We start from the raw sequence: 18,874 nt of genomic DNA, 5'->3' as shown, positions 1-18,874 counted from the left end.
GCACCGCGCTGGCTGAATTCACGACTGCTTCGCAGCCGAACGCAGCCTCGCAAGCTCGACAGCTGCTACGGGCGAACGTAGCCTCGCAAGCTCGACAGCTGCTACGGGCGAACGCAGCCTTCGGCAGCTGCTACAGGGTTACGTGCGCACTTCCCCTAAAAACTCCCGATACAACCGCGCCGTCCTCACCGGTTGCTCGACCATCGGCATATGGCCAATGCCTTCCCAGATGTCCACCCGCAAGTTATCAATGCCCTTGCTCCACACCGCCACGCTGCTGACGTCGATCAAGCGGTCCTTGCGCCCCCAGAGCAACAGCGCCGGGCATTTGATGTCGGCGAGTTTCGGCTCCATCGGTGGGCTGGCGCGGAAGTCCTCGAAGATCTCCGCCAGTTCGTCGCGGCTTTGTTCGTAGCGCTGGGCGACGGCGTCGAGCACCACTCCCGGCACCCACGGCGGGTTGGCCATGGTCATGGCGTAGAAGTACTGGAATTCTTCCTTGGAGTTGATCAAAAACGGGTTGTGCCCCTTGGCCAAGTGACGCTCCAGGTCGCTGATTTCGGGAGCGGTGACGCCCGCCGGATCGATCAGCGCCACCGAGGCAATCCGCTCGGGATAAGTGGCCGCCAGCCAGGCCGCGATGTAGCCGCCCATGGAGTTGCCGATCACATGCACTTTTTCGACCCCGCAAACGTCGAGCAACTGGATCATTCGCTTGGCCTGCAAGCCGATGTCGTAGCCGCCGCCGGCCTTGAAGCCGGTTTCGCCATGGCCGGCGAGGTCGGGGATGATCACCCGGTAGTCGCCGACAAAATGCCGGGCAAAGCGCAGCCAGAGGTTCTTGTCGGCACTGTAGCCGTGCAGCATCAACACCGCGCTGGCGGCTTCATACGGCCCGCCTTGCCAGGTCGAGACGGTCATCTCGCTGATCGGCACCACGATCTTGTGCAGCCGATACAGCTTGGCCTCCAGGGCCATGCTCAGGTCATACAGCCAATGGCCGATGGCCGGGTAACTCAACCAGCTCCAGGCCACAAAAACCGCGATTGCGACAACCAACAAAAGCATCAGGCGTCTTCCTTTTTACGTGATCAGGACAGAATGTGGTCGGCGGGTTTCAGTGCCTTGGTCAAGCGGTGATAGCTGAAACTGAACCCCGGAAACATGGCGATCACATGACCGCTCTTGCTTTGATACCAACTGTGGCAGCCCCCGGACTTCCACACCGTGCGTTCCATTTCCCGGTGGATCATTTCAGTGTAGGTACGTTCCGCCTCGGGGCGTACTTCAATGCTGCGCAGGCCCTGTTCTTTTAGTGTGCGGATGCAGCCGAAGATGTAATTCATCTGCGATTCGATGATGAACAGCGCCGAGGTGTGGCCGATGCCGGTGTTGGGGCCGGTGACGATAAACAGGTTGGGAAAGTCCGGCAGGCTGGTGCCCAGGTAGGCGCGCGGGTATTGGGCCCAGACATCTTTCAGGCGCTTGCCGTTCTTGCCGGTGACCGGGTAGGAAATCACCCCGTCGGTGGCGTCGTAGCCGGTGGACCAGACGATCAGGTCAACGTCGATGTGCTGGCCGTCCAGGGTGTTGATCCCGGTTTCGTCGAGAGAGGCGATGCCTTGTTCGCGCGCGTGCAACGTCACGTTGGGTCGGCCCAGCGCCGGATACAGCGTGCTGGAGACCAGCACCCGTTTACAGCCGATGGTGAAATCCGGAGTCAACTTGCGTCGCAACTCGGGGTCGGGCACTTGGCGCTTAAGCAAGCGCAGGGCTTGCTGCTGAACCAGATGAATCGCCGGTTTTGAGTATTTGAAGGCGATCACCCGGGTTTCGAATAACCAGTAGATCGTCCAGCGCAGCAGTTTGTAAGCCGGTTTCACCCCCAGTAGCCAGCGCTGGAAGCGGCCGAAAGTTCGATCGGCGCGGGGTAATACCCAATGGGCGGTGCGTTGGAAGACGTGCAGGTGTTCGACGTTGGGTGCGATGGCCGGAATGACCTGGGCTGCACTGGCGCCGCTGCCAACAATAGCCACGCGTTTACCCGTGTAATCGTAGGAATGGTCCCAATGGTTGGTGTGAAAGGTTTTGCCCTGGAAGCGTTCCACGCCTTCGAAGTGTGGGACGACGGGTTGGCTCAGCGGCCCGGTGGCGTTGATCAGGAACTGCGCGTAGTACGTGCCTTTGCTGCCGGTGCGGACTTCCCAGCGTTTATTGGCGTCATCCCATTCGATGCCTTCGACGTTGGCCTCAAGCTCTACCTTGTCGCGCAAGCCGAAACGCTCCACCACGTACTGGGTGTAGCGATGCAGTTCGGCCTGTTCGGCGAACATCTGCGTCCACTGATAAGGCGCGAAAGACAGCGAATACAGGGGCGAGGGCACATCGACGGCTGCACCGGGGTAGGTGTTCTGGCACCAGGTGCCGCCGAAAAAGTCCCGCCGTTCCAGCAAGCGAAAATCGCTGATTCCCGCCTTGAGCAAATTGATCGCCGCACACTGTCCGCCAAATCCGCTGCCGATGATCAATACCTGAAAGGTTGGCATGGGCCTCCTGTTTGTCGTTGTTTATTAAACCCTTCCTTCATGTATAGCCATAGGGCGCCGTTTGCGCATTTGCATTTGTAGGAGCGAGGCTTGCCCGCGAAGAACGATAACGCGGTGCATCAGGCGTACCGTGTCATCGTTCTTCGCGGGCAAGCCTCGCTCCTACAGATAGCAGGGTATTCACCGCCAGCCGGTGATGGCTATTTAACGTTGCCCTGATAGACTCCGTTCACACCCGCAACCCCCGGTGTAATCAGATTCCGTTCAGTGGTAGAGGCCTCTATGGCAAAAACGGGAGGAAAGGGACTTTCACTGGCCAGGAGGCTCTACACGTCGCGAACCCTGGGTTTGGCCTTGGGTTTGTTGTGCGTGAGTGCGGCGATGTACCCGCTCAATCCTGCGCCTTGGGTCTGGGCGGTGATGCTGTTCAACGGCATTATCTGGCCGCACCTGGCCTACCAATGGGCCCGCCGCGCCACACTCCCTTATCACGCCGAACACCGCAACTTGCTGGTAGACGCCTTTCTCGGCGGCTTCTGGGTCGTGGCCATGCAGTTCAATCCATTGCCCAGCGCCACCACCATTTCGATGATGGCGATGAACAACGTCGCCATCGGCGGCTTGCGTTTTCTGTTGGCCGGGACCGTGGCGCAGATCCTCGGAGTGGGCATCGGACTATTGGTTTTCACTCCCGCGTTTATCCCGCAAACCAGTCCGTTGCAGCTGTATGCCTGCTTGCCGTTGTTGTGCCTGTACCCGCTGGCGCTGGGCTGGATCTGCTTTCGCCAGGCCAATACCCTCGGCCGGCAGAAACGCGAATTGCTCGCCCTGAGCCGCACCGACAGCCTCACCGGTCTGCTCAACCACGGCGCCTGGAAGGATCAACTGGAAGTCGAATTCCAGCGCTGCCAGCGACAGAATCAGGGCGGGGCGATTGCGCTGATCGACATCGACCATTTCAAAACCATCAACGACACCTACGGCCATGTCGCCGGGGACATCGTCCTGCGCCAACTGAGCAAAATGCTCAAGCAGAACCTGCGTGCAGCGGACGTCGCCGGGCGCTATGGGGGTGACGAGTTCTGCGTGATTCTCCCGGACCTGCCCCTGAACAGCGCCGCCGCCGCGATGGACGCCTTGCGCGACCGTTTCGCCACCCTCGGCTATGAGCAGAATCCGGCGCTGAAAGTCAGCCTTAGCATTGGTTTGGCCGCGTTCAATCCGGCGCATTCCGACGCGACGTTGTGGCTCAACGATGCCGATCAGGCGCTTTACGAAGCCAAAACTACAGGGCGCAACCGGGTTATCTGCAGCAGTGACGGCAAGCCTCGGCATGAGTTATTTGACTCGGTCTGAGCGTCTAAAACCCTACACGTAGCAGCTGTCGAGCACCGCGAGGCAGCGTTCGGCGGCGAAGCCGTCGCAAACCCTGCGCACGCGGTCCACCTGATACACCGCGTTGCCTGATTTCACGACGGCTGCGCCGCCGAACGCTGCCTCGCGGTGCTCGACAGCTGCTACGGGGGCTTTGGGCTTGTAAAACGAACGCTCAGTGTCGTATCCGGTATAGAGCCTTGCGTCGCAGTCAGGTAGGGTTCGACTACCCCGACAAGAAACAAGGATCGATTCATGACCTTCAAACTCGCGCGTTCCCCACTGGCCACCAGCCTCGCCCTGACCTTCGCCCTCGGCGCTTTCGCGCCCGCCGCCTTCGCCGAACCGAACAAACAAGTGCTTGCCGACTCCGAGCAATACAAGGCCGAAGCCCTGAAGCTGCTGGAAAAACTGGTCAATATCGACACCGGTTCCGGCTACGAACCCGGCCTGACCCAGGTCCGTGATATCGCCGTCGACGAGCTGAAAAAACTCGGCTTCAGCATTGAACTGGTGCCGAACACCCCGGACAAGAGCAGCCACGTAATCGCCACGCTCAAAGGCACCGGTAAGGCGAAAATCCTGCTGATGGCGCACATGGACACCGTGTTCAAGGAAGGCTCGGCCGCCGAGCGCCCGTTCCACATCAAGGACGGCCGCGCCTACGGGCCGGGAGTGATGGACGACAAGGGCGGGATTGTCGCCGGGATCTACGCGCTGAAAGTCCTGAAAAACCTCGACTTCAAGGACTATGCGCAAATCACCTTCCTGCTCGATGCCAGCGAAGAAACCGGCTCGGACGTCGCCACCGACCTGATCAAGAAAACCGCCAAGGCCCACGACGTTACCCTCAACCTCGAACCGGGTCGCCCGGCGGATGGCCTGGTGGTGTGGCGCAAAGGCAGCGCTACTGCTGTGGTCGAAGTGAAGGGTAAAGCAGCCCACGCCGGCGTCGCGCCGGAACTGGGGCGTAATGCGGCGATGGAAGCGGCGCACCAGATTCTGCAGCTGGGCAAACTCGGCGACGAAGCGAAGAAAACCACCATCAACTTCACCGTGCTCAAGGCTGGCGACCGCACCAACGTGATCCCGGACCAGGCCACCGCCAAGGCTGACGTGCGCGCGGCGGTGCCGGAAGAATTCGACCGGATCGAGAAGGATCTGGCGCGGGTATCCAAGGATAAGTTGATCCCGGATACCGAAGTCACCACCACCCTGCAACGTGGCTTGCCACCGATGCCGCAGACGCCGGAATCCGATCGCCTGATGGCCATGGCCCAGGGGATTTACGGCGAAATTGGCCGCAAGTTGACCGAAGAAGGCAGCGGCGGCGCGGCGGATGCCAGCCTCTCCGCTGGCGTGGGTACGCCGACGCTGGACGGGTTCGGGATTGTCGGCGGCAACATTCATACCCCGGAGGAATACGCGGAAGTGGAAAGCGTGGCGCCGCGGATTTACCTGTTGTCGCGGATGATTATGGAGTTGGCCAAGCGGTAAGCCACTGATCGTTCCCACGCGGAGCGTGGGAACGATCAGATTAGCGGTGTGCCGACTGGCGCCGTAATCACTCTTTCACGCGCATAAACTCTTCCGCCCAACGAATGTATTCTTCAGGCTGCGTATAGGTATGCGTCAGCTCGGTCGCGCTCAGATCCGAGGCCTGGGTAAAGATCTGCCGTTGTTCGCGCAGGCTGTCGTACGTCGCCTTGATCGCCGCAAAGTACGCGCCGTGGCCATCGATGGTGACCCGTACACCCAGTTCCGCCAGGCGTTTGTCGTCGCGCAGGGCCGGGTTGCCGTAGGTGACCAGCATCAGCGGCACGCTCAAATGTTCGGCGATTTTTTCCAGTTGGTCGAAGTCCTGGACGCCGACCATGCAGATGCCATCGGCCCCGGCGTTCTGGTATTGCTGGGTGCGGTTGATGATTTCCTGGATCGGCAGGATCCCCGCATTGGTGCGGGCGATGATCGCCATTTCCTTGTCGACCCGGGCTTCCAGCGCCGCGCGGATTTTGCCGACACCTTCGGCGACCCCGATCAAGTCCGTGGATTTGCGGCCGAATTGCGCGGGCAGCAGGGTGTCTTCGATGGTCAGCGCGGCGACGCCGGCGCGTTCCAGTTCGACGATGGTGCGCATCACGTTCAGCGCGTTGCCGTAGCCGTGGTCGGCGTCGGCGATGAATGGCAACTGGGCCACACGGCCGATACGGGTGGCCTGTTCGGCGAATTCGCTGAGGGTGATCAAGGCGAAATCCGGGGCGCCCAGCACCTGCAACGAGGCGACCGAGCCACCGAGAATCCCGACTTCAAAACCCAGGTCCGCCGCGATACGCGCCGACATCGGGTCGAACACGGAAGCGGTGTGGTAGCACGCGTCGGAAGCCAGCAATTGGCGAAAGTTACGGCGCAAATCTTGATGGGAAAGCCTGGACATATAGTTCCACCACTGCATTGGAATGGAAGGGCTTGAGCAAAAGTGTCAACGCCGAAGGAACAAAAGGCTATCACGCGGGCGGGGTAAGGATGATGACGAATTTTCAGGCGGGTTGTGGGAGGCTTCAGAGGTTAATCAAGCCGCCACCGCCTGCTGCGCCTGATCCAGCAACCGCACCGCCCGCACCGAGTTCCCCGGTTGCAGTTGCAGGCGTTTGGCAGTGAGGCGGTCGACGATCAGGCTGTTGCCCACCAGTCGCGCCTTGGCGGTGGTGATGCGGCAGTTTTCCATGCGCCGGTTGTGGATCAGCCACGCCGGCGCCTGTTCGTCCGGCGTGCCGATGCCCAGCACCAGTGGCTGGCTGTCGCGCACGGTGCGGATTTTCGCGATCTGGGCTTCGATCACCGGTCCGCCGTCAAAGATGTCGATGTAGTCGCGGTGGGCAAACCCCTCGGCATTGAGGATTTTCAAGGCCGGTTCGGTGTTCGGGTGGGCCTTGCCGATCACGGCCTGGGCCTGTTCGGTGAGCAGGCAGGTGTACAAGGGTTGGCGCGGCATCAGTTCGGCGATGAACGATTTGTTGCCCAGCCCCGACAAGTGATCGGCGTGGCTGAAATCGGTCTTGAAAAAGTGCCGGCCGAGGCTGTCCCAAAACGGTGAGCGGCCTTGTTCGTCGGCAGTGCCGCGCAGTTCGGCAATCAGTTTGTCGCCGAACAACTGTGGGAACTCGGCAACGAACAGCAACCGCCCCAGCGACAGCAACCGCCCGTTATAGCCCTGGCGTTGATCGGGGCGCAGAAACAGCGAGCAGAGTTCCGATTGGCCGGTCATTTCGTTGTTCAGGAACAACGTCGGGATCTGTTTCTGGATGCCCAGGTCCGGCGATGAACTGACGGTCAACCCGACCCGGTAGTTGTACCAGGGCTCGCGCATGCCCACGGCCCCGGTCAGGGCACTGACCCCGACCACGCGCTGATCGTCGTCTTCGAGCACGAACAGATAATCGGCATCGGCGCGTTCGACCTGTTCGGCGAAGGTCCGTTGCGCCCAGCGCAAACGGTGGCCCAGGCGCTCCTCGTTGGCCGGCAGGGTGGTAAACCCGGGGCCGGCCTGTTGCACCAGCACCAGCAGGGCGGGCAGGTCGGTGACTTGAACCGGACGGACAATCATGATGCAGCTCCTATTGCGCGCGTGCTCGGGCGCTGTCGTTGGGCACGGGGCCGGGTGTTGCTCACAGGGCGATCAGCCGGATCGGGCTGCCGTCGGTCACGTTCAGGGCCGCGCACATCTCGGCGCTCAGGCCCACCGGTTGTCCGGCGATGAAATCCAGTTCGGCCACGATGGCCCGGTAACCCTTGAGCGAATCGTTGCTGACCAAATAGCTGCCACGGGCGTCGATGACTTCGACGGGCTGCGTGGTAGCGGTGTGGCTATGGGCGATGGAGCGAATACCCGGCGTGCGCGCATACAGCGTCGGGCCGCCGTCGAACAGGTCGATGTAGCTGTTGGTTTCGAAGCCTTCGCGCTCCAGGATGTCGAACGCCTCCTGGCCGTCGGGGTGGATGCGGCCGATGCAATCTTGCGCCGCCTGGGGCAGCATCGGCACGTAGATCGGGTATTGCGGCATCAGTTCGGCGAGAAAGGTCCGGCTCTCCAGACCACAAAGCCGTTCCGCCTCGACGTAAGGCAAATCGAAAAAATGTTTGCCCAAGGCATCCCAGAACGGCGACTGGCCTTGCTCATCGCTGTAACCGACGATTTCGGTGATCACCGCGTCGGAGAAGCGCGCCGCATGCGCCGCGATAAACAACAGCCGCGCCCGTGACAGCAGTTCGGAAAACGGTGTGCGCACCAGCTCGGCATCGATGTGAAAGCCGCGCAGCAAGGTGTGGCCGCTGAGGTCGTGACACAACGACAGCGCCGGCACGCCGTGCTCGATGTTCAGTTCCCGGGAGACGCTGGTGAAATGGCGGTTACGCAAGCTGTAGAACGGCTCGTTGAAGCCGGCGGTGGCGAGGATTTCCGAGCAGCCCGCCAGACGCTGGGTGGCCAGGTCTTCGAGGACGAAAAAGTAGTTTTCCGGGCCATGGCCTTCAACGTCTTTGTTGAAAGAGGCGCAGGAATCGAGAATCTTCTCCCGCAGGCGCTCGCTGTCATCCGGCAGGGACGTGACGCCCACCAGGCTGTCACGGGCCAGTTGTTGTAACTGGGGCAGGTCGGTTAATTCGACTGGGCGTAAGACCAGCATGGATGTACTCCTGTATCAAAGGGTTCGGCGGTAGTGCCGTCGAACCTGACTATCACTGTCGGTTTCCACGCGTTAAAGCGGCGGTCGCCTGATCTGTTGTCAGACGCCGCCCTTTTTCTTGTCAGACGTTGCTCGGGTCGGCCAGCGTCGTGCTGGCGCCCAGCTTGTTTAGAAAGAACAGATAGACCAGACCCAGGGCAATCCAGATCAGCCCGAGTTTCTGCGCATCGACGCCCATGTTGTACATGATGGCCGCGACGATGATGAAGCCGATCACCGGGCACAGCAGGTGACGGATCACCTGGCCGGATTGCTGCCGGCGCCAGTAGTAATTGATCACGGTCAGGTGCAGCAGCATGAAGCCGCTCAAGGCACCGAAGTTGACCAGGGAGGTGAGGGTGTCCACCGAATTGATGAACAGGTAGCAGATCACCAGCGACAACACCGCCACCAGGTAAATACTGATGTAAGGCGTGTTGTGTTTGGGATGGACCCTGGCCAGCACTTTCGGCAGTTTGCCGTCCCGCGCCATGCCGAACAGCAGCCGCGACACCGCCGCTTGCGAGGTAATCGCCACCGCCACGCCCCACGCGAGGGCCGTGGCCACGCCAGTGAGGGTCGCGAGCCAGCTGCCGGCAGCGATTTCAGCGATTTCATAGAATGCGGTGTCGGCGGATTTGAAGCCCATGCCGGCGGCCAGGTCGGTGGCAATCCAAGTCTGCACAACGAAGATCACACCCATCACCAGCAAAGTAATCAACGCAGCCTTGCCGACGCTGCGGCCCGGATCGCCCTTGATCTCTTCGGCGAGGGTGGAAATCGCGTCGAAACCGAGGAACGATAACACCGCAATCGACACCGCTTGCATCAGCAGGGCGAAGTTGAACGTTGCCGGGTTGTACAGCGGCGCCAGGGTCAGTTCACCGTGACCGCCGCCGCTGTGCAGGGCATTCCAGGCGTAGAACAGGAAGATCCCCAATACCACCAGTTGCGCCAGCAGAAAAACGATGTTCATCCGTGCGGTAAAAGTGATGCCGCGCAGGTTCACAAAGGTTGCGCTGACCAGAAACGCCAGGATGAAACCCACTTTTGGAATGTCCGGGTACAGGTGATTCAGCGCCATCGCCGCGTAGACGTACAGCAGCGGCGGAATCAGCAGGTAATCGAGCAACATCAACCAACCGGCGATGAAGCCGACGTGTGGATTCAGCCCCCGTTGGGCGTAGGAATACACCGAGCCGGCAATCGGAAAAGCCCGGGCCATGCTGCCGTAACTGAGGGCGGTGAACAGCATCGCGACCATGCCGATGATGTACGCCAGGGGGACCATGCCCGGCGCTTCGGCGTTGACGTAGCCATAAACGCCGAACGGGGCGATGGGGATCATGAAAATCATCCCGTACACCACCAGGTCCGTCAGGGTCAGGCTGCGTTTCAACTCCTGTTTGTAGCCGAATTCTTCTATTTCCATGAAGCGTTTCTCCTTGTCAGTCATTCAGGCTTTGTTAGTTTTTATAGCGTCAGCGTTCAGCTTTTTTCTACAGCAGCGGGGCGAGGTAGCCAGCCCAGCGCTCAATCGCTTCGGGGGTACGCAGCAGGTCGTTACGCACCTCGATCAACACCGATTCCAACCCGCGGGCATCGCCGTGCACCGGCACGGTCATGTCCCCCTGCGGGTCGATCTTGTACGGCTGATTGCCGGCCACTTTAAGCGGATGCCGGCTCAATCCGTCAATGATCCGTTCGGCGTATTGCCGGGCTTCGCCGAACAGTACGCCGGCCTCCAGCAGTCGGGGCTGGCCGTAATAAACCGGGGTGAAACTGTGAATCCCCACCACACGCACCTCGCGCCCTTGCGCCAGGCGCTCGTCGATCAGGCTTTGCAGCCGGGTGTGAAACGGTGTGAACAGCGTCTGCCGGCGGTATTCCCGGGTGGCTTCATCCAGCTGCTGGTTGCCCGGCACCTGATAGATCTCGCTCTGTCCCGGAATGCTGTCCGGGGCATGGCGTGGGCGGTTGAGGTCGATCAACAGCCGCGAATAATTGGCCGCCAGCAAGGTCACGCCGAGGGTGTCGGACAAATGCTCGGCCAGGGCCAGGGCGCCGATGTCCCAGGCGATGTGTTCACGGGCGGCCTCATGGCTCAAGCCCAGGTCGTGCAAGGCCGGCGGGATAAAACGGCTGGCGTGTTCGCACACCAGAATCAACGGGTGCTCGGAGGCTTCCCGGCTCAGGGTGTACGGGGGCTCGGTGTAGAGCCCCACTTCAACGGATTCAGTACAAGCGCGCATAGTGCTCACAAAGGTCGGCGGGCGAGAGCTGTTCCGTCAGCGTCAGTTCCTCGGTTTTCAGGGCGAAATAGGTGTCGAGCAAGGCCTGGGGCAAGGCTTCGATCAGCGCCTCGCTGTTGCGCAGGCAGTCCAGGGCCTGGGCCAGCGAGGCGGGAAGGGCGACGATGCCCCGGGCCTGGCGTTGTTCTTCGTTCAGGGCGTCGGGGATTTCATCGGTGATCGCGTTCAGCGCCAGGCGCTGCTCGATGCCGAGGCGCCCGGCAATCAGTAGCGCGGCCATGGCCAGGTGCGGTGAGGCGGTGGCGTCCATGGCGCGAAATTCCAGGTTGTACTGCGCCGCCACGGACTTGCCGCCCAGGCTCACCGTCGGACAAATCCGCAGCGCCGCTTCGCGGTTGCGCTGGCCAAGGCAGGCGTAGGAGGCGCTCCAGTGGTGGGGCTGCAAACGCTCGTAGGACACCGGCGTCGGCGCGGTAAAGGCGCAAAGGGCCGGCAAATAATGCAGGACACCGGCGGCCCAGTGCTGGCCGAGGGTCGACAGGCCGTTGGTGGTGCCGGCGTCGTACAGCAGCGGTTGCCCGGCCAGGTCTTGCAGGCTGATATGCAAATGCACGCCGTTGCACACCGCGTGCTCGGCGGTCTTCGGTGCGAAGCTCAGGCCAAGGCCCATTTGCCGGGCGATTTCCCGGGTGATCTCGCGCACGTTGACTGCACGATCAGCCGCCGCGACCCCCAGTGTCGGACGGCAGGTGATTTCGTATTGGTGCTTGCCGTATTCCGGTAGAAACATCTCCGGCTCGACGCCCCCGGCGCGCAAGGCGCTGAGCAGCCAGCCGCCAAATTCGGCGCCCTGGCGCTGGGCTTCCAGGGTGAACGCCAGGTGTTCGGCAGCCCCGCAATCCAGATTGAATTCATGTTCGAACGCGGCGTTGACCTGCACACCCAGTTCGGCCCGATAGCGCTCCACCTCGTTGCGCAGCAGCGTGCGCGGGCAAGCGCTCCAGGGACGGCCATCGGTTTCGCGAATGTCACCGTGGATGAAATCCAGCGCCGGGGCGTTGGCGTCCGGGCCGTTGCTGACCGTGACCCGGCTGCTCAGCTCGGGAATCAGGCGCAAGTCACCATAGGCGCCCCACGGATTGGTCGAGGCAATGACGTCTTGCGGGGTCAGCGCGCTGTTGGCCGGCACCCAGCCGCAACCGGCGGCTTGATAATGCTCCAGCTCATCAGTCGGAAAGGAACGCCCACGGGTCACGCCGATCAGGTCGGTGGTGACGATCGTGGTCATTGGCACCGGCAGCAGGCGCGCGCTCATGGTTGCATGTCCTGCAAACGGGCGAGCACGGTCTGGGTATCGGTAATCCAGCAGTAGCCCTTGATCGCGTTGAGGCAGGCTTGATGGCGTTCGGCGGTGTAGGTGGCGCAAGCGTCTTCGACCATTGTCACCAGATAGCCACGGTCGGCGGCGTCGCGCACGGCCATGTCCACGCATTGGTCGGTGACAATGCCGGCGATGATCAGGTGCCGCGTCCCGAGGTTGCGCAGCACGTAGTCGATGCTGGTGGAGTTGAACACCCCGGAGGAAGTCTTGGGTAACACCACTTCGTTTTCCGTCGGCGTCAGGTCGTCGATAATTTGCGCCTGCGGGCTGCCCTTGGGCAGGTGCATGTCCGAGAGTTTGTGGTCCAGGGAGCGGTCGCGGCCATCGGCGGTGAGGCTTTCGATCAGGGTGTGCAGCACGTTCTGTCGGGCGCTGCGAAAGGCGCTGAGCAACCGCCGCTGGTTGGGCACCACCTGCATGTGGGTGCGGGTCAGGAAGTATTCGGCGTCCGGGTCATTGAGGTGCGGGTCGAACTGCGGTTCGAGCCAGGCCCGTTGCATGTCGACCAGCAACAGCGCGGTGTGGTCGGTGACAAATGGCAGGTCGCGGGGCGAGCGGTGGGGGAGCGTAAACATCCTTATTTTTCCTCCAGCAGGTGGGTGTCGAATTCGGCGCGCACGGCATCGATGCCTTCCAGGCGATCGGCCAGATCGGGGCTGCGCAGGGTCAGGCAGGCGATCAGTGCTTCAATCTGCGCCAGTGCCGGGACCATGCTGTCGAACGCCGACACTGATTCGACCGGCGCACTGATGATCAAGTCGGCCATTTCCCGCAGTGGCGAGGCATAGATGTCGGTGAACAGCACCACCCGCGCATACCGATTTTTCGCCGCACTGGCCACGCGCAGGGCCTGGCACTGGTAACGCCGATAATCGAACACCAGCACCACGTCCTGGCGCTGCACGTCAAACAAACGGTCCGGCAACTGGGCGTTGTCGTCCAGGGCAAAGCAACCAGGACGCAGCAGGCGCAAATGGTTGAGCAAATAGTTGGCGAGGAAACTGCTGAAGCGCCCGCCGAAGCAATGCACCTGATGGCGGACATCGAGCAACCATTCCACCAGGATTCGCACATCTTCGGGTTGGGTCAGGGCCTGGGTTTCCACGAGCGAGCGATGGGTTTCGGCCAGGTAATGGCTCCACGGATCGTCTTTTTGCAGGTGGGCGCGAGGTTGCAACAGGGCGCTGGGGGAGCGCAGGCGGTGGTCCATGTCGCTGAGCAGGGCGTCCTGGAATTCGGCGTAACCGCCAAAGCCGAGTTTTTTCACCAGCCGCACGATGGTCGGATCGCTGACACCGGCATGTTCGGCCAAACGCGACATCGGCCCCAGCCCGTTACGCGGGTACTGGTCGAGCAAGGCGCGGATGACTTTGCGTTCCGATGGCGTGAGGTCCAGGCCGGGATCGGTGATCAGGTCTCTGAGGGGGGGCATCCGGGCTCCTGCTGGAGGGGTGTGTCGGTTTTATTTCACATTTCGCTAAAACAGTATTTATGTAACGCACGCTACATGTCTAGTGAATTTTTAAACGGGAATGCCAAGCGTTGAAATCGGGTGAAACGCCCGTGGCATAAGGCCTACGTGGATGTCGACTGAGGGTGTAGGACATTGTCTATAGCTGTGTCGGAGATCGCCGTTTTCCGTTGAAGAATTTTTACGCGACAGGCTGGCCAGTGAACAATTTGGGGCGAGAAAGCTTGCTGTGGCGAGGGGCTCCTTGACTGATCGCTTTACCCCCTAGCCCTGTCTTGCGGCACAATCAGCCAATTGTTTACGGCGTGTTGCCGTTTGCGTTTCCAATGAAAGAGTAATGCCCGTGCAGGCGACCCGTTTGACCCTGATTTGCCACGCCCGAACCGTCGCACAAAAACTGGCGCGTTTTCCTGCGGATGAATCCGTGGAAATGGTCTGGCAATCGGCGAAGTGTTCCCGCCGTGGATCCTCCAAGGTCGCGCCACGCCTGCTGTGTGGTCCCGAGGCCCGCACTCGCGAGACCGCCGAACTGTTCGGCAGCGATGCGCAAATTGTCGACGCCTTGCGCGATTGCGATTTCGGTCGCTGGCAGGGTCAGCGAATCAGTGAACTGCAAAAAACCGAGCCCGAGGCGCTCAAGGCCTGGCTCGAAGACCCGCACTCCGCGCCCCACGACGGCGAGTCGGTGGTGCAACTCGGTGAGCGCGCGGCCGCCTGGCTGGCGACACTGGAGACGACGCCGGGCGACATCATCGCCATTACCCATCCCTATGTTGTTCGCGCCGTACTGACCCATGTCCTGCAAAGCACGGCGTTCAACCTGATCGACGTCGAACCGTTGTCGGCCATCGAACTGCGGTTCACTGGACGCTGGCGGCTGCGCTTGATGAGCACTGATGCTGACGGAGGCTTTTGATGAAAACGTTGTTGGTCATCGGTATCGGTGCCGGTAACCCGGACTACATCACGATGCAGGCGGTGAAGGCGCTGAACCGGGCGGACGTGTTTTTCCTCATGGACAAGGGCCAGAGCAAAGACAAGCTGATCGACCTGCGCCGCGAGATCTGCGAGCGCTACATCACCGATCACCCTTACCGGTTCGTCGAAGCCCACAGCCCTGAACGTGAACGCGGCGATGTGGACTACAAGGCCAGTGTCGATGAGCTGAACCTGGCCAAGCAGCACACCTTCGAACGCCTGATCAACGAGGAAATGTCCGACGGCCAGTGCGGCGGTTTCCTGGTGTGGGGCGACCCGGCGTTGTACGACAGCACCGTGCGCATCTTGCAGGCGATCCTGGCTTCGGGCCGTGGTGTGTTCGAATTCGAAGTGATCCCCGGCATCACCAGCGTCCAGGCCTTGGCAGCACAACACAAGGTGCCGCTGAACCGCATCGGCCGCTCGATTGAAATCACCACGGGCCGGCGGTTGGCGGCGGGGCAGGTGAGTGAGGCCGACAGTCTGGTGGTGATGCTCGACGCCGAAGATTCCTACCATCAGGTGGCCGATCAGGAGACAGAGATTTACTGGGGTGCCTACCTGGGCACGCCGGATGAAATCCTCATCAGCGGCAAGCTCAAGGATGTGGCGGATGAGATTGAGCGGGTACGCAAGGCGGCGCGGCTGGCGAATGGGTGGATTATGGATACGTATTTGTTGCGTAAGCCTTGAGGTTGGCGGTGTCCTCAAGGACACCTCAGGAAATGGCTTGTACGCCGCGCCCGAACCGCTCCCGATACACCGATGGCGGCACCCCGACCACGCTGCGAAACGCCACCCGGAAACTCTCCACCGAACGATAACCACAGCGCTCGGCAATCTGCTCGGTGTTGTCGCCCGTGCTCTCCAGCAACTCCCGGGCCCGGGCCAGGCGTTGATGTTGCAGCCAAGTCTTGGGCGACTGACCGCTGGCCTCGCTGAAGCGACGCAGGAAGGTGCGTTCACTCATCGCCGCCTCGCTGGCCAGGTCACGGACTTCCAGCGGTTCGTGCAAGCGCTCCCGCGCCCATTGCATGACCCGTGACAAATCGCTGCGAGGCGTTGGACTGACCGGTGTAGGAATAAACTGCGCCTGACCGCCAGTACGTTGCGGCGACATCACCAGCCGTCGTGCCACCGAGTTCGCCACTTGAGTCCCGAAGTCCCGCGCCACCAGATGCAGGCAGGCATCAATACCTGCTGCACTGCCGGCTGAGGTGATCAGCTGACCCGAATCGACATACAGCACGTCCGGGTCTACCTGAATGTTCGGGAAGCGCTCGGCCAGCTCCGTGGTGTAGCGCCAATGGGTGGTGGCGCGATGACCGTCGAGCAATCCGGTAGCCGCCAGCACAAACACCCCGGAACAGATCGACAGCAATCGCGCGCCGCGGGCATGGGCCTGGCGCAACGCACTGAGCAAGGCTTCGGGCACCGGTGCCTGGCGGTCGCGCCAACCGGGAATGAGGATGGTCCGGGCCTGTTCCAGCAATTCCATGCCGCCGTCGGCCAGCACCTGGATGCCGCCCATGGCGCGCATCGGGCCCTCATCCACGGCGACGATCTGATGTTCATACCACGGGAAATCGAACTCCGGCCGGGCGAGGCCGAAGATCTCCACGGCGATGCCGAACTCGAAGGTGCAGAGGCCGTCGTAGGCCAGGATCGCGACTAATCCAGGGGTGGGCTGCATTTGGCGGAAAGTTCCCGGTGAGTGTCTTGTGCGCCACTGTAGCGGCAAGCGCCGGGCAGATAAAGTCTGCCTACACCCACCCAGACGTAGGACTACACCCAATGACCAGCCTGGTTCGTCAAATTCCCGCAGCCCCGTCCGCCATTGCCCTGATGCACTTCAGCAATCGCCTGACGTTTGAAACCGATTGTTCCGACGTGTATGGCAGCCAACAGGCAGGCGAAGTGGATTTTATTCTGGTCGATACCCGTGGCCCGCAGGCTTTTGAGCGTGGGCATGTGCCGGGAGCGATCAATATTCCAGGGCGGCTGATGACCGCCGAGACGTTGGCGGGTTATCCCTCATCCAGTGTGTTCGTGGTCTATTGCGCCGGACCGCACTGCAACGGCGCCAACAAGGCCGCGGTGAAACTGGCGGCGCTGGGTTACCCGGTCAAGGAGATGATCGGCGGGGTGACGGGGTGGCTGGATGAGGGGTTTGAGTTGAGTGTTGAGGTGGCGCGGCCGGTCAGTGTGGTGGTCAATTGCGAGTGCTGACATAGACACCGCCATATCGCGGCGAACACCACGCCCGTAGGAGCAAAGCGTGCTCGCGATGGCGTCCTTGAGATCGCTATCGCAGGCAAGCCTTGCTCCTACAAAAAGCCTGTCGCTACCCACCATTGATCCAATGTTCCCCGCAACCACTCAAACACCGCCGCATGCGCAGCGCTGTCGTCTTGGTCTCGTGGCAATGGCGACTCATCGCCAAAATGCTCGTTCAGCAGAATCACTGATTCAGCATTCCACTCCGGATGAAACTGCAACCCCACCCGCGTCGCCCCGACCCGATACATCTGCTGCTCACAGGCCTCGCTACTGGCCAGCAATTGCGCGCCGGGTGGCAGATCGATCGCGTCTTCATGCCATTCCAGCACGTTCAACGTCTGGCCATCAGCCAGGCTCAGCGCGGTCCAGCCCGTTTCAGGGTGAGGCATGCGCCGCACATTCCCGCCCAGGCTCAACGCCAATAACTGCGCCCCCAGGCAAATGGCAAACACCGCCGCGCCTTGCTCCAGGCTGGCCGCCAGCCATTGACGCTCTGCTTCCAGCCACTCAGGCCCGGCGTTGGACTCATAAGGCCCGCCCAACAGGATCACCGGCCCCGCAGCCATCGGCGGCAATTGCCCGAGGTCGGCACGAAAGACATTCAGCGTGATCCCGCGCAACCTGGCCCATTCGGCAATGGCACCGGGGCCTTCGGCGGGGTGGTGCTGGATCAGGTTCAACTCGGGCATCAGGTTTCTCTTGCAGGGGGCAGGTGGCGCTCAATGTGCCGCAAAAAAGCCTTCGTCGCCAGTGAGGCGCTGCGGCTGTTTCCATGGCGACTATTCAGTCGGATAAGCACCCGAACCTCGTAGGTTTTATCTGAAAGCAGGACTTGTCCTACAGCTTTTGCACTGCTGTGGCGCACACCGCTAAACCGTCCCTTGGCTCGGCCACTTTTTTATAAGTATTTGTCGCATCAACACAATTGGCTGGCCGAAAGCCACTCTAGACTGCCCGCCATTTCGGCTTTCTCTCGCCGAAACTGCCAATCGAAAAGCTGCCAATAAAAGCCTCCGCACACATGGAGTTATAAATGAAGAAGCTAGTGATGTTCGGTGCCCTGGCACTGTCGATGTTGTCCCTGACCGCTGTGGCCGAAGACGCCAAGCCGATCCGCATCGGTATCGAAGCCGGTTACCCGCCATTCTCGATGAAAACCCCTGACGGCAAACTCACCGGTTTCGACGTCGACATTGGCGACGCGCTGTGCGAGCAGATGAAAGTGAAGTGCGTGTGGGTCGAGCAAGAGTTCGACGGCCTGATCCCGGCGCTGAAAGTGAAGAAAATCGACGCGATCCTGTCGTCTATGACCATCACTGACGATCGTAAGAAAAACGTCGATTTCACCATCAAGTACTACCACACCCCGGCGCGCTTCGTGATGAAGGCAGGCACCGACGTCAAGGACCCGCTGACCGAACTCAAGGGCAAGAAAGTCGGTGTGCTGCGCGCCAGTACCCACGACCGCTTCGCCACTGAAGTGCTGCAACCGGCCGGGATTATCCTGGTGCGTTACGCCTCGCAGCAGGAAGCCAACCTGGACATGGTTGCTGGCCGCCTCGACGCGATGCTGGCCGACTCGGTCAACCTGGACGACGGTTTCCTGAAAACCGACGCCGGTAAAGGTTTCGCCTTCGTTGGCCCGACCTATGAAGACGCCAAGTACTTCGGCGGCGGTGCCGGCATCGCCGTGCGTAAGGGTGACAAGGCGCTGGCGGACCAATTCAACACCGCCATCACCGAAATCCGCGCCAACGGCAAGTACAAGCAAGTGCAGGACAAGTACTTCGCCTTTGACGTCTACGGCGAATAATCCAGCCGTTCAAAAAAGTGGCTACCGTAAACGCGGTGGCCACTTTTTTTATGACCTC

The 18,874-nt window shown here is 61.2% G+C and carries 18 protein-coding genes; 6 read left to right on the top strand and 12 right to left on the bottom strand.

What is annotated here, in order from left to right; translation table 11 throughout:
• Positions 1-138: 138 nt before the first annotated feature.
• Together HKK53_RS08170 and HKK53_RS08165 are read right to left on the bottom strand one after the other, a co-directional pair.
• Complete coding sequence (locus tag HKK53_RS08170) at positions 139-1,068, bottom strand: alpha/beta fold hydrolase (protein WP_169370385.1); 930 nt, start codon at positions 1,066-1,068, stop codon at positions 139-141.
• Between the two features lie 23 nt (positions 1,069-1,091).
• Positions 1,092-2,546 (bottom strand): flavin-containing monooxygenase, encoded by a 1,455-nt coding sequence (locus HKK53_RS08165; RefSeq protein ID WP_169370384.1) that lies wholly within the window; start codon positions 2,544-2,546, stop codon positions 1,092-1,094.
• Positions 2,547-2,828: 282 nt separating this feature from the next.
• Between HKK53_RS08165 and HKK53_RS08160 the strand changes: the two genes are divergently transcribed.
• Positions 2,829-3,902 carry a diguanylate cyclase gene (locus tag HKK53_RS08160; protein ID WP_169370383.1) on the top strand — a complete coding sequence of 358 codons (1,074 nt, stop codon included), beginning with the start codon at positions 2,829-2,831 and terminating at the stop codon, positions 3,900-3,902.
• Between the two features lie 273 nt (positions 3,903-4,175).
• Positions 4,176-5,417 (top strand): M20/M25/M40 family metallo-hydrolase, encoded by a 1,242-nt coding sequence (locus tag HKK53_RS08155; protein WP_169370382.1) that lies wholly within the window; start codon positions 4,176-4,178, stop codon positions 5,415-5,417.
• A gap of 67 nt (positions 5,418-5,484) precedes the next feature.
• Here the strand turns inward: HKK53_RS08155 and HKK53_RS08150 are convergent, their stop codons facing one another.
• The 8 genes from HKK53_RS08150 to HKK53_RS08115 form a co-directional block, all read right to left on the bottom strand.
• Complete coding sequence (locus tag HKK53_RS08150; protein WP_169370381.1) at positions 5,485-6,354, bottom strand: isocitrate lyase/PEP mutase family protein; 870 nt, start codon at positions 6,352-6,354, stop codon at positions 5,485-5,487.
• A gap of 135 nt (positions 6,355-6,489) precedes the next feature.
• The gene (gene astA / locus HKK53_RS08145) at positions 6,490-7,524 is read right to left on the bottom strand and encodes an arginine N-succinyltransferase (RefSeq protein WP_169370380.1); all 1,035 of its coding nucleotides are present in this window, start codon (positions 7,522-7,524) and stop codon (positions 6,490-6,492) included.
• A gap of 61 nt (positions 7,525-7,585) precedes the next feature.
• Positions 7,586-8,602, bottom strand: coding sequence for an arginine N-succinyltransferase (locus HKK53_RS08140; RefSeq protein WP_169370379.1), 1,017 nt, complete (start codon positions 8,600-8,602; stop codon positions 7,586-7,588).
• Positions 8,603-8,723: 121 nt separating this feature from the next.
• Positions 8,724-10,073, bottom strand: coding sequence for an APC family permease (locus tag HKK53_RS08135; RefSeq protein WP_169370378.1), 1,350 nt, complete (start codon positions 10,071-10,073; stop codon positions 8,724-8,726).
• Positions 10,074-10,140: 67 nt separating this feature from the next.
• The gene (locus HKK53_RS08130; protein WP_169370377.1) at positions 10,141-10,893 is read right to left on the bottom strand and encodes an N-formylglutamate amidohydrolase; all 753 of its coding nucleotides are present in this window, start codon (positions 10,891-10,893) and stop codon (positions 10,141-10,143) included.
• Positions 10,877-12,208, bottom strand: coding sequence for a glutamine synthetase family protein (locus HKK53_RS08125; RefSeq protein ID WP_169370376.1), 1,332 nt, complete (start codon positions 12,206-12,208; stop codon positions 10,877-10,879). Before HKK53_RS08125 ends, HKK53_RS08130 begins: the two co-directional genes overlap by 17 nt.
• Positions 12,205-12,849 (bottom strand): isochorismatase family cysteine hydrolase, encoded by a 645-nt coding sequence (locus tag HKK53_RS08120; RefSeq protein WP_169370375.1) that lies wholly within the window; start codon positions 12,847-12,849, stop codon positions 12,205-12,207. The genes HKK53_RS08125 and HKK53_RS08120 overlap by 4 nt, the downstream gene beginning before the upstream one ends.
• Before the next feature lie 2 nt (positions 12,850-12,851).
• On the bottom strand, positions 12,852-13,706 hold the full coding sequence (locus HKK53_RS08115; RefSeq protein WP_169370374.1) for a MurR/RpiR family transcriptional regulator: 855 nt from the start codon (positions 13,704-13,706) through the stop codon (positions 12,852-12,854).
• A 382-nt stretch (positions 13,707-14,088) separates the two neighbouring features.
• On the opposite strand from HKK53_RS08115, the gene HKK53_RS08110 reads away from it, so the two are divergent.
• Both HKK53_RS08110 and cobF read left to right on the top strand, forming a co-directional pair.
• Positions 14,089-14,661 carry a histidine phosphatase family protein gene (locus HKK53_RS08110; protein ID WP_169374204.1) on the top strand — a complete coding sequence of 191 codons (573 nt, stop codon included), beginning with the start codon at positions 14,089-14,091 and terminating at the stop codon, positions 14,659-14,661.
• Positions 14,661-15,416 (top strand): precorrin-6A synthase (deacetylating), encoded by a 756-nt coding sequence (gene cobF, locus HKK53_RS08105; RefSeq protein ID WP_169370373.1) that lies wholly within the window; start codon positions 14,661-14,663, stop codon positions 15,414-15,416. Before HKK53_RS08110 ends, cobF begins: the two co-directional genes overlap by 1 nt.
• A gap of 25 nt (positions 15,417-15,441) precedes the next feature.
• Here the strand turns inward: cobF and ftrA are convergent, their stop codons facing one another.
• Complete coding sequence (ftrA, locus tag HKK53_RS08100; protein ID WP_169370372.1) at positions 15,442-16,416, bottom strand: transcriptional regulator FtrA; 975 nt, start codon at positions 16,414-16,416, stop codon at positions 15,442-15,444.
• Positions 16,417-16,517: 101 nt separating this feature from the next.
• Between ftrA and HKK53_RS08095 the strand changes: the two genes are divergently transcribed.
• Complete coding sequence (locus HKK53_RS08095) at positions 16,518-16,952, top strand: rhodanese-like domain-containing protein (RefSeq protein WP_169370371.1); 435 nt, start codon at positions 16,518-16,520, stop codon at positions 16,950-16,952.
• A 98-nt stretch (positions 16,953-17,050) separates the two neighbouring features.
• On the opposite strand, the gene HKK53_RS08090 is transcribed toward HKK53_RS08095, so the two are convergent.
• The gene (locus tag HKK53_RS08090; RefSeq protein WP_169370370.1) at positions 17,051-17,692 is read right to left on the bottom strand and encodes a type 1 glutamine amidotransferase; all 642 of its coding nucleotides are present in this window, start codon (positions 17,690-17,692) and stop codon (positions 17,051-17,053) included.
• A 344-nt stretch (positions 17,693-18,036) separates the two neighbouring features.
• Between HKK53_RS08090 and HKK53_RS08085 the strand changes: the two genes are divergently transcribed.
• Entirely contained in the window at positions 18,037-18,816 is a 780-nt protein-coding gene (locus HKK53_RS08085; protein WP_169370369.1) for an ABC transporter substrate-binding protein, read from the top strand.
• The last annotated feature ends 58 nt before the right edge of the window (positions 18,817-18,874 follow it).

The sequence above is a fragment of the Pseudomonas sp. ADAK7 genome (assembly GCF_012935675.1).
GTDB lineage: Bacteria > Pseudomonadota > Gammaproteobacteria > Pseudomonadales > Pseudomonadaceae > Aquipseudomonas.
Note: the sequence above shows the minus strand (reverse complement) of the source record. Positions and strands in the feature narration are given on the sequence as shown.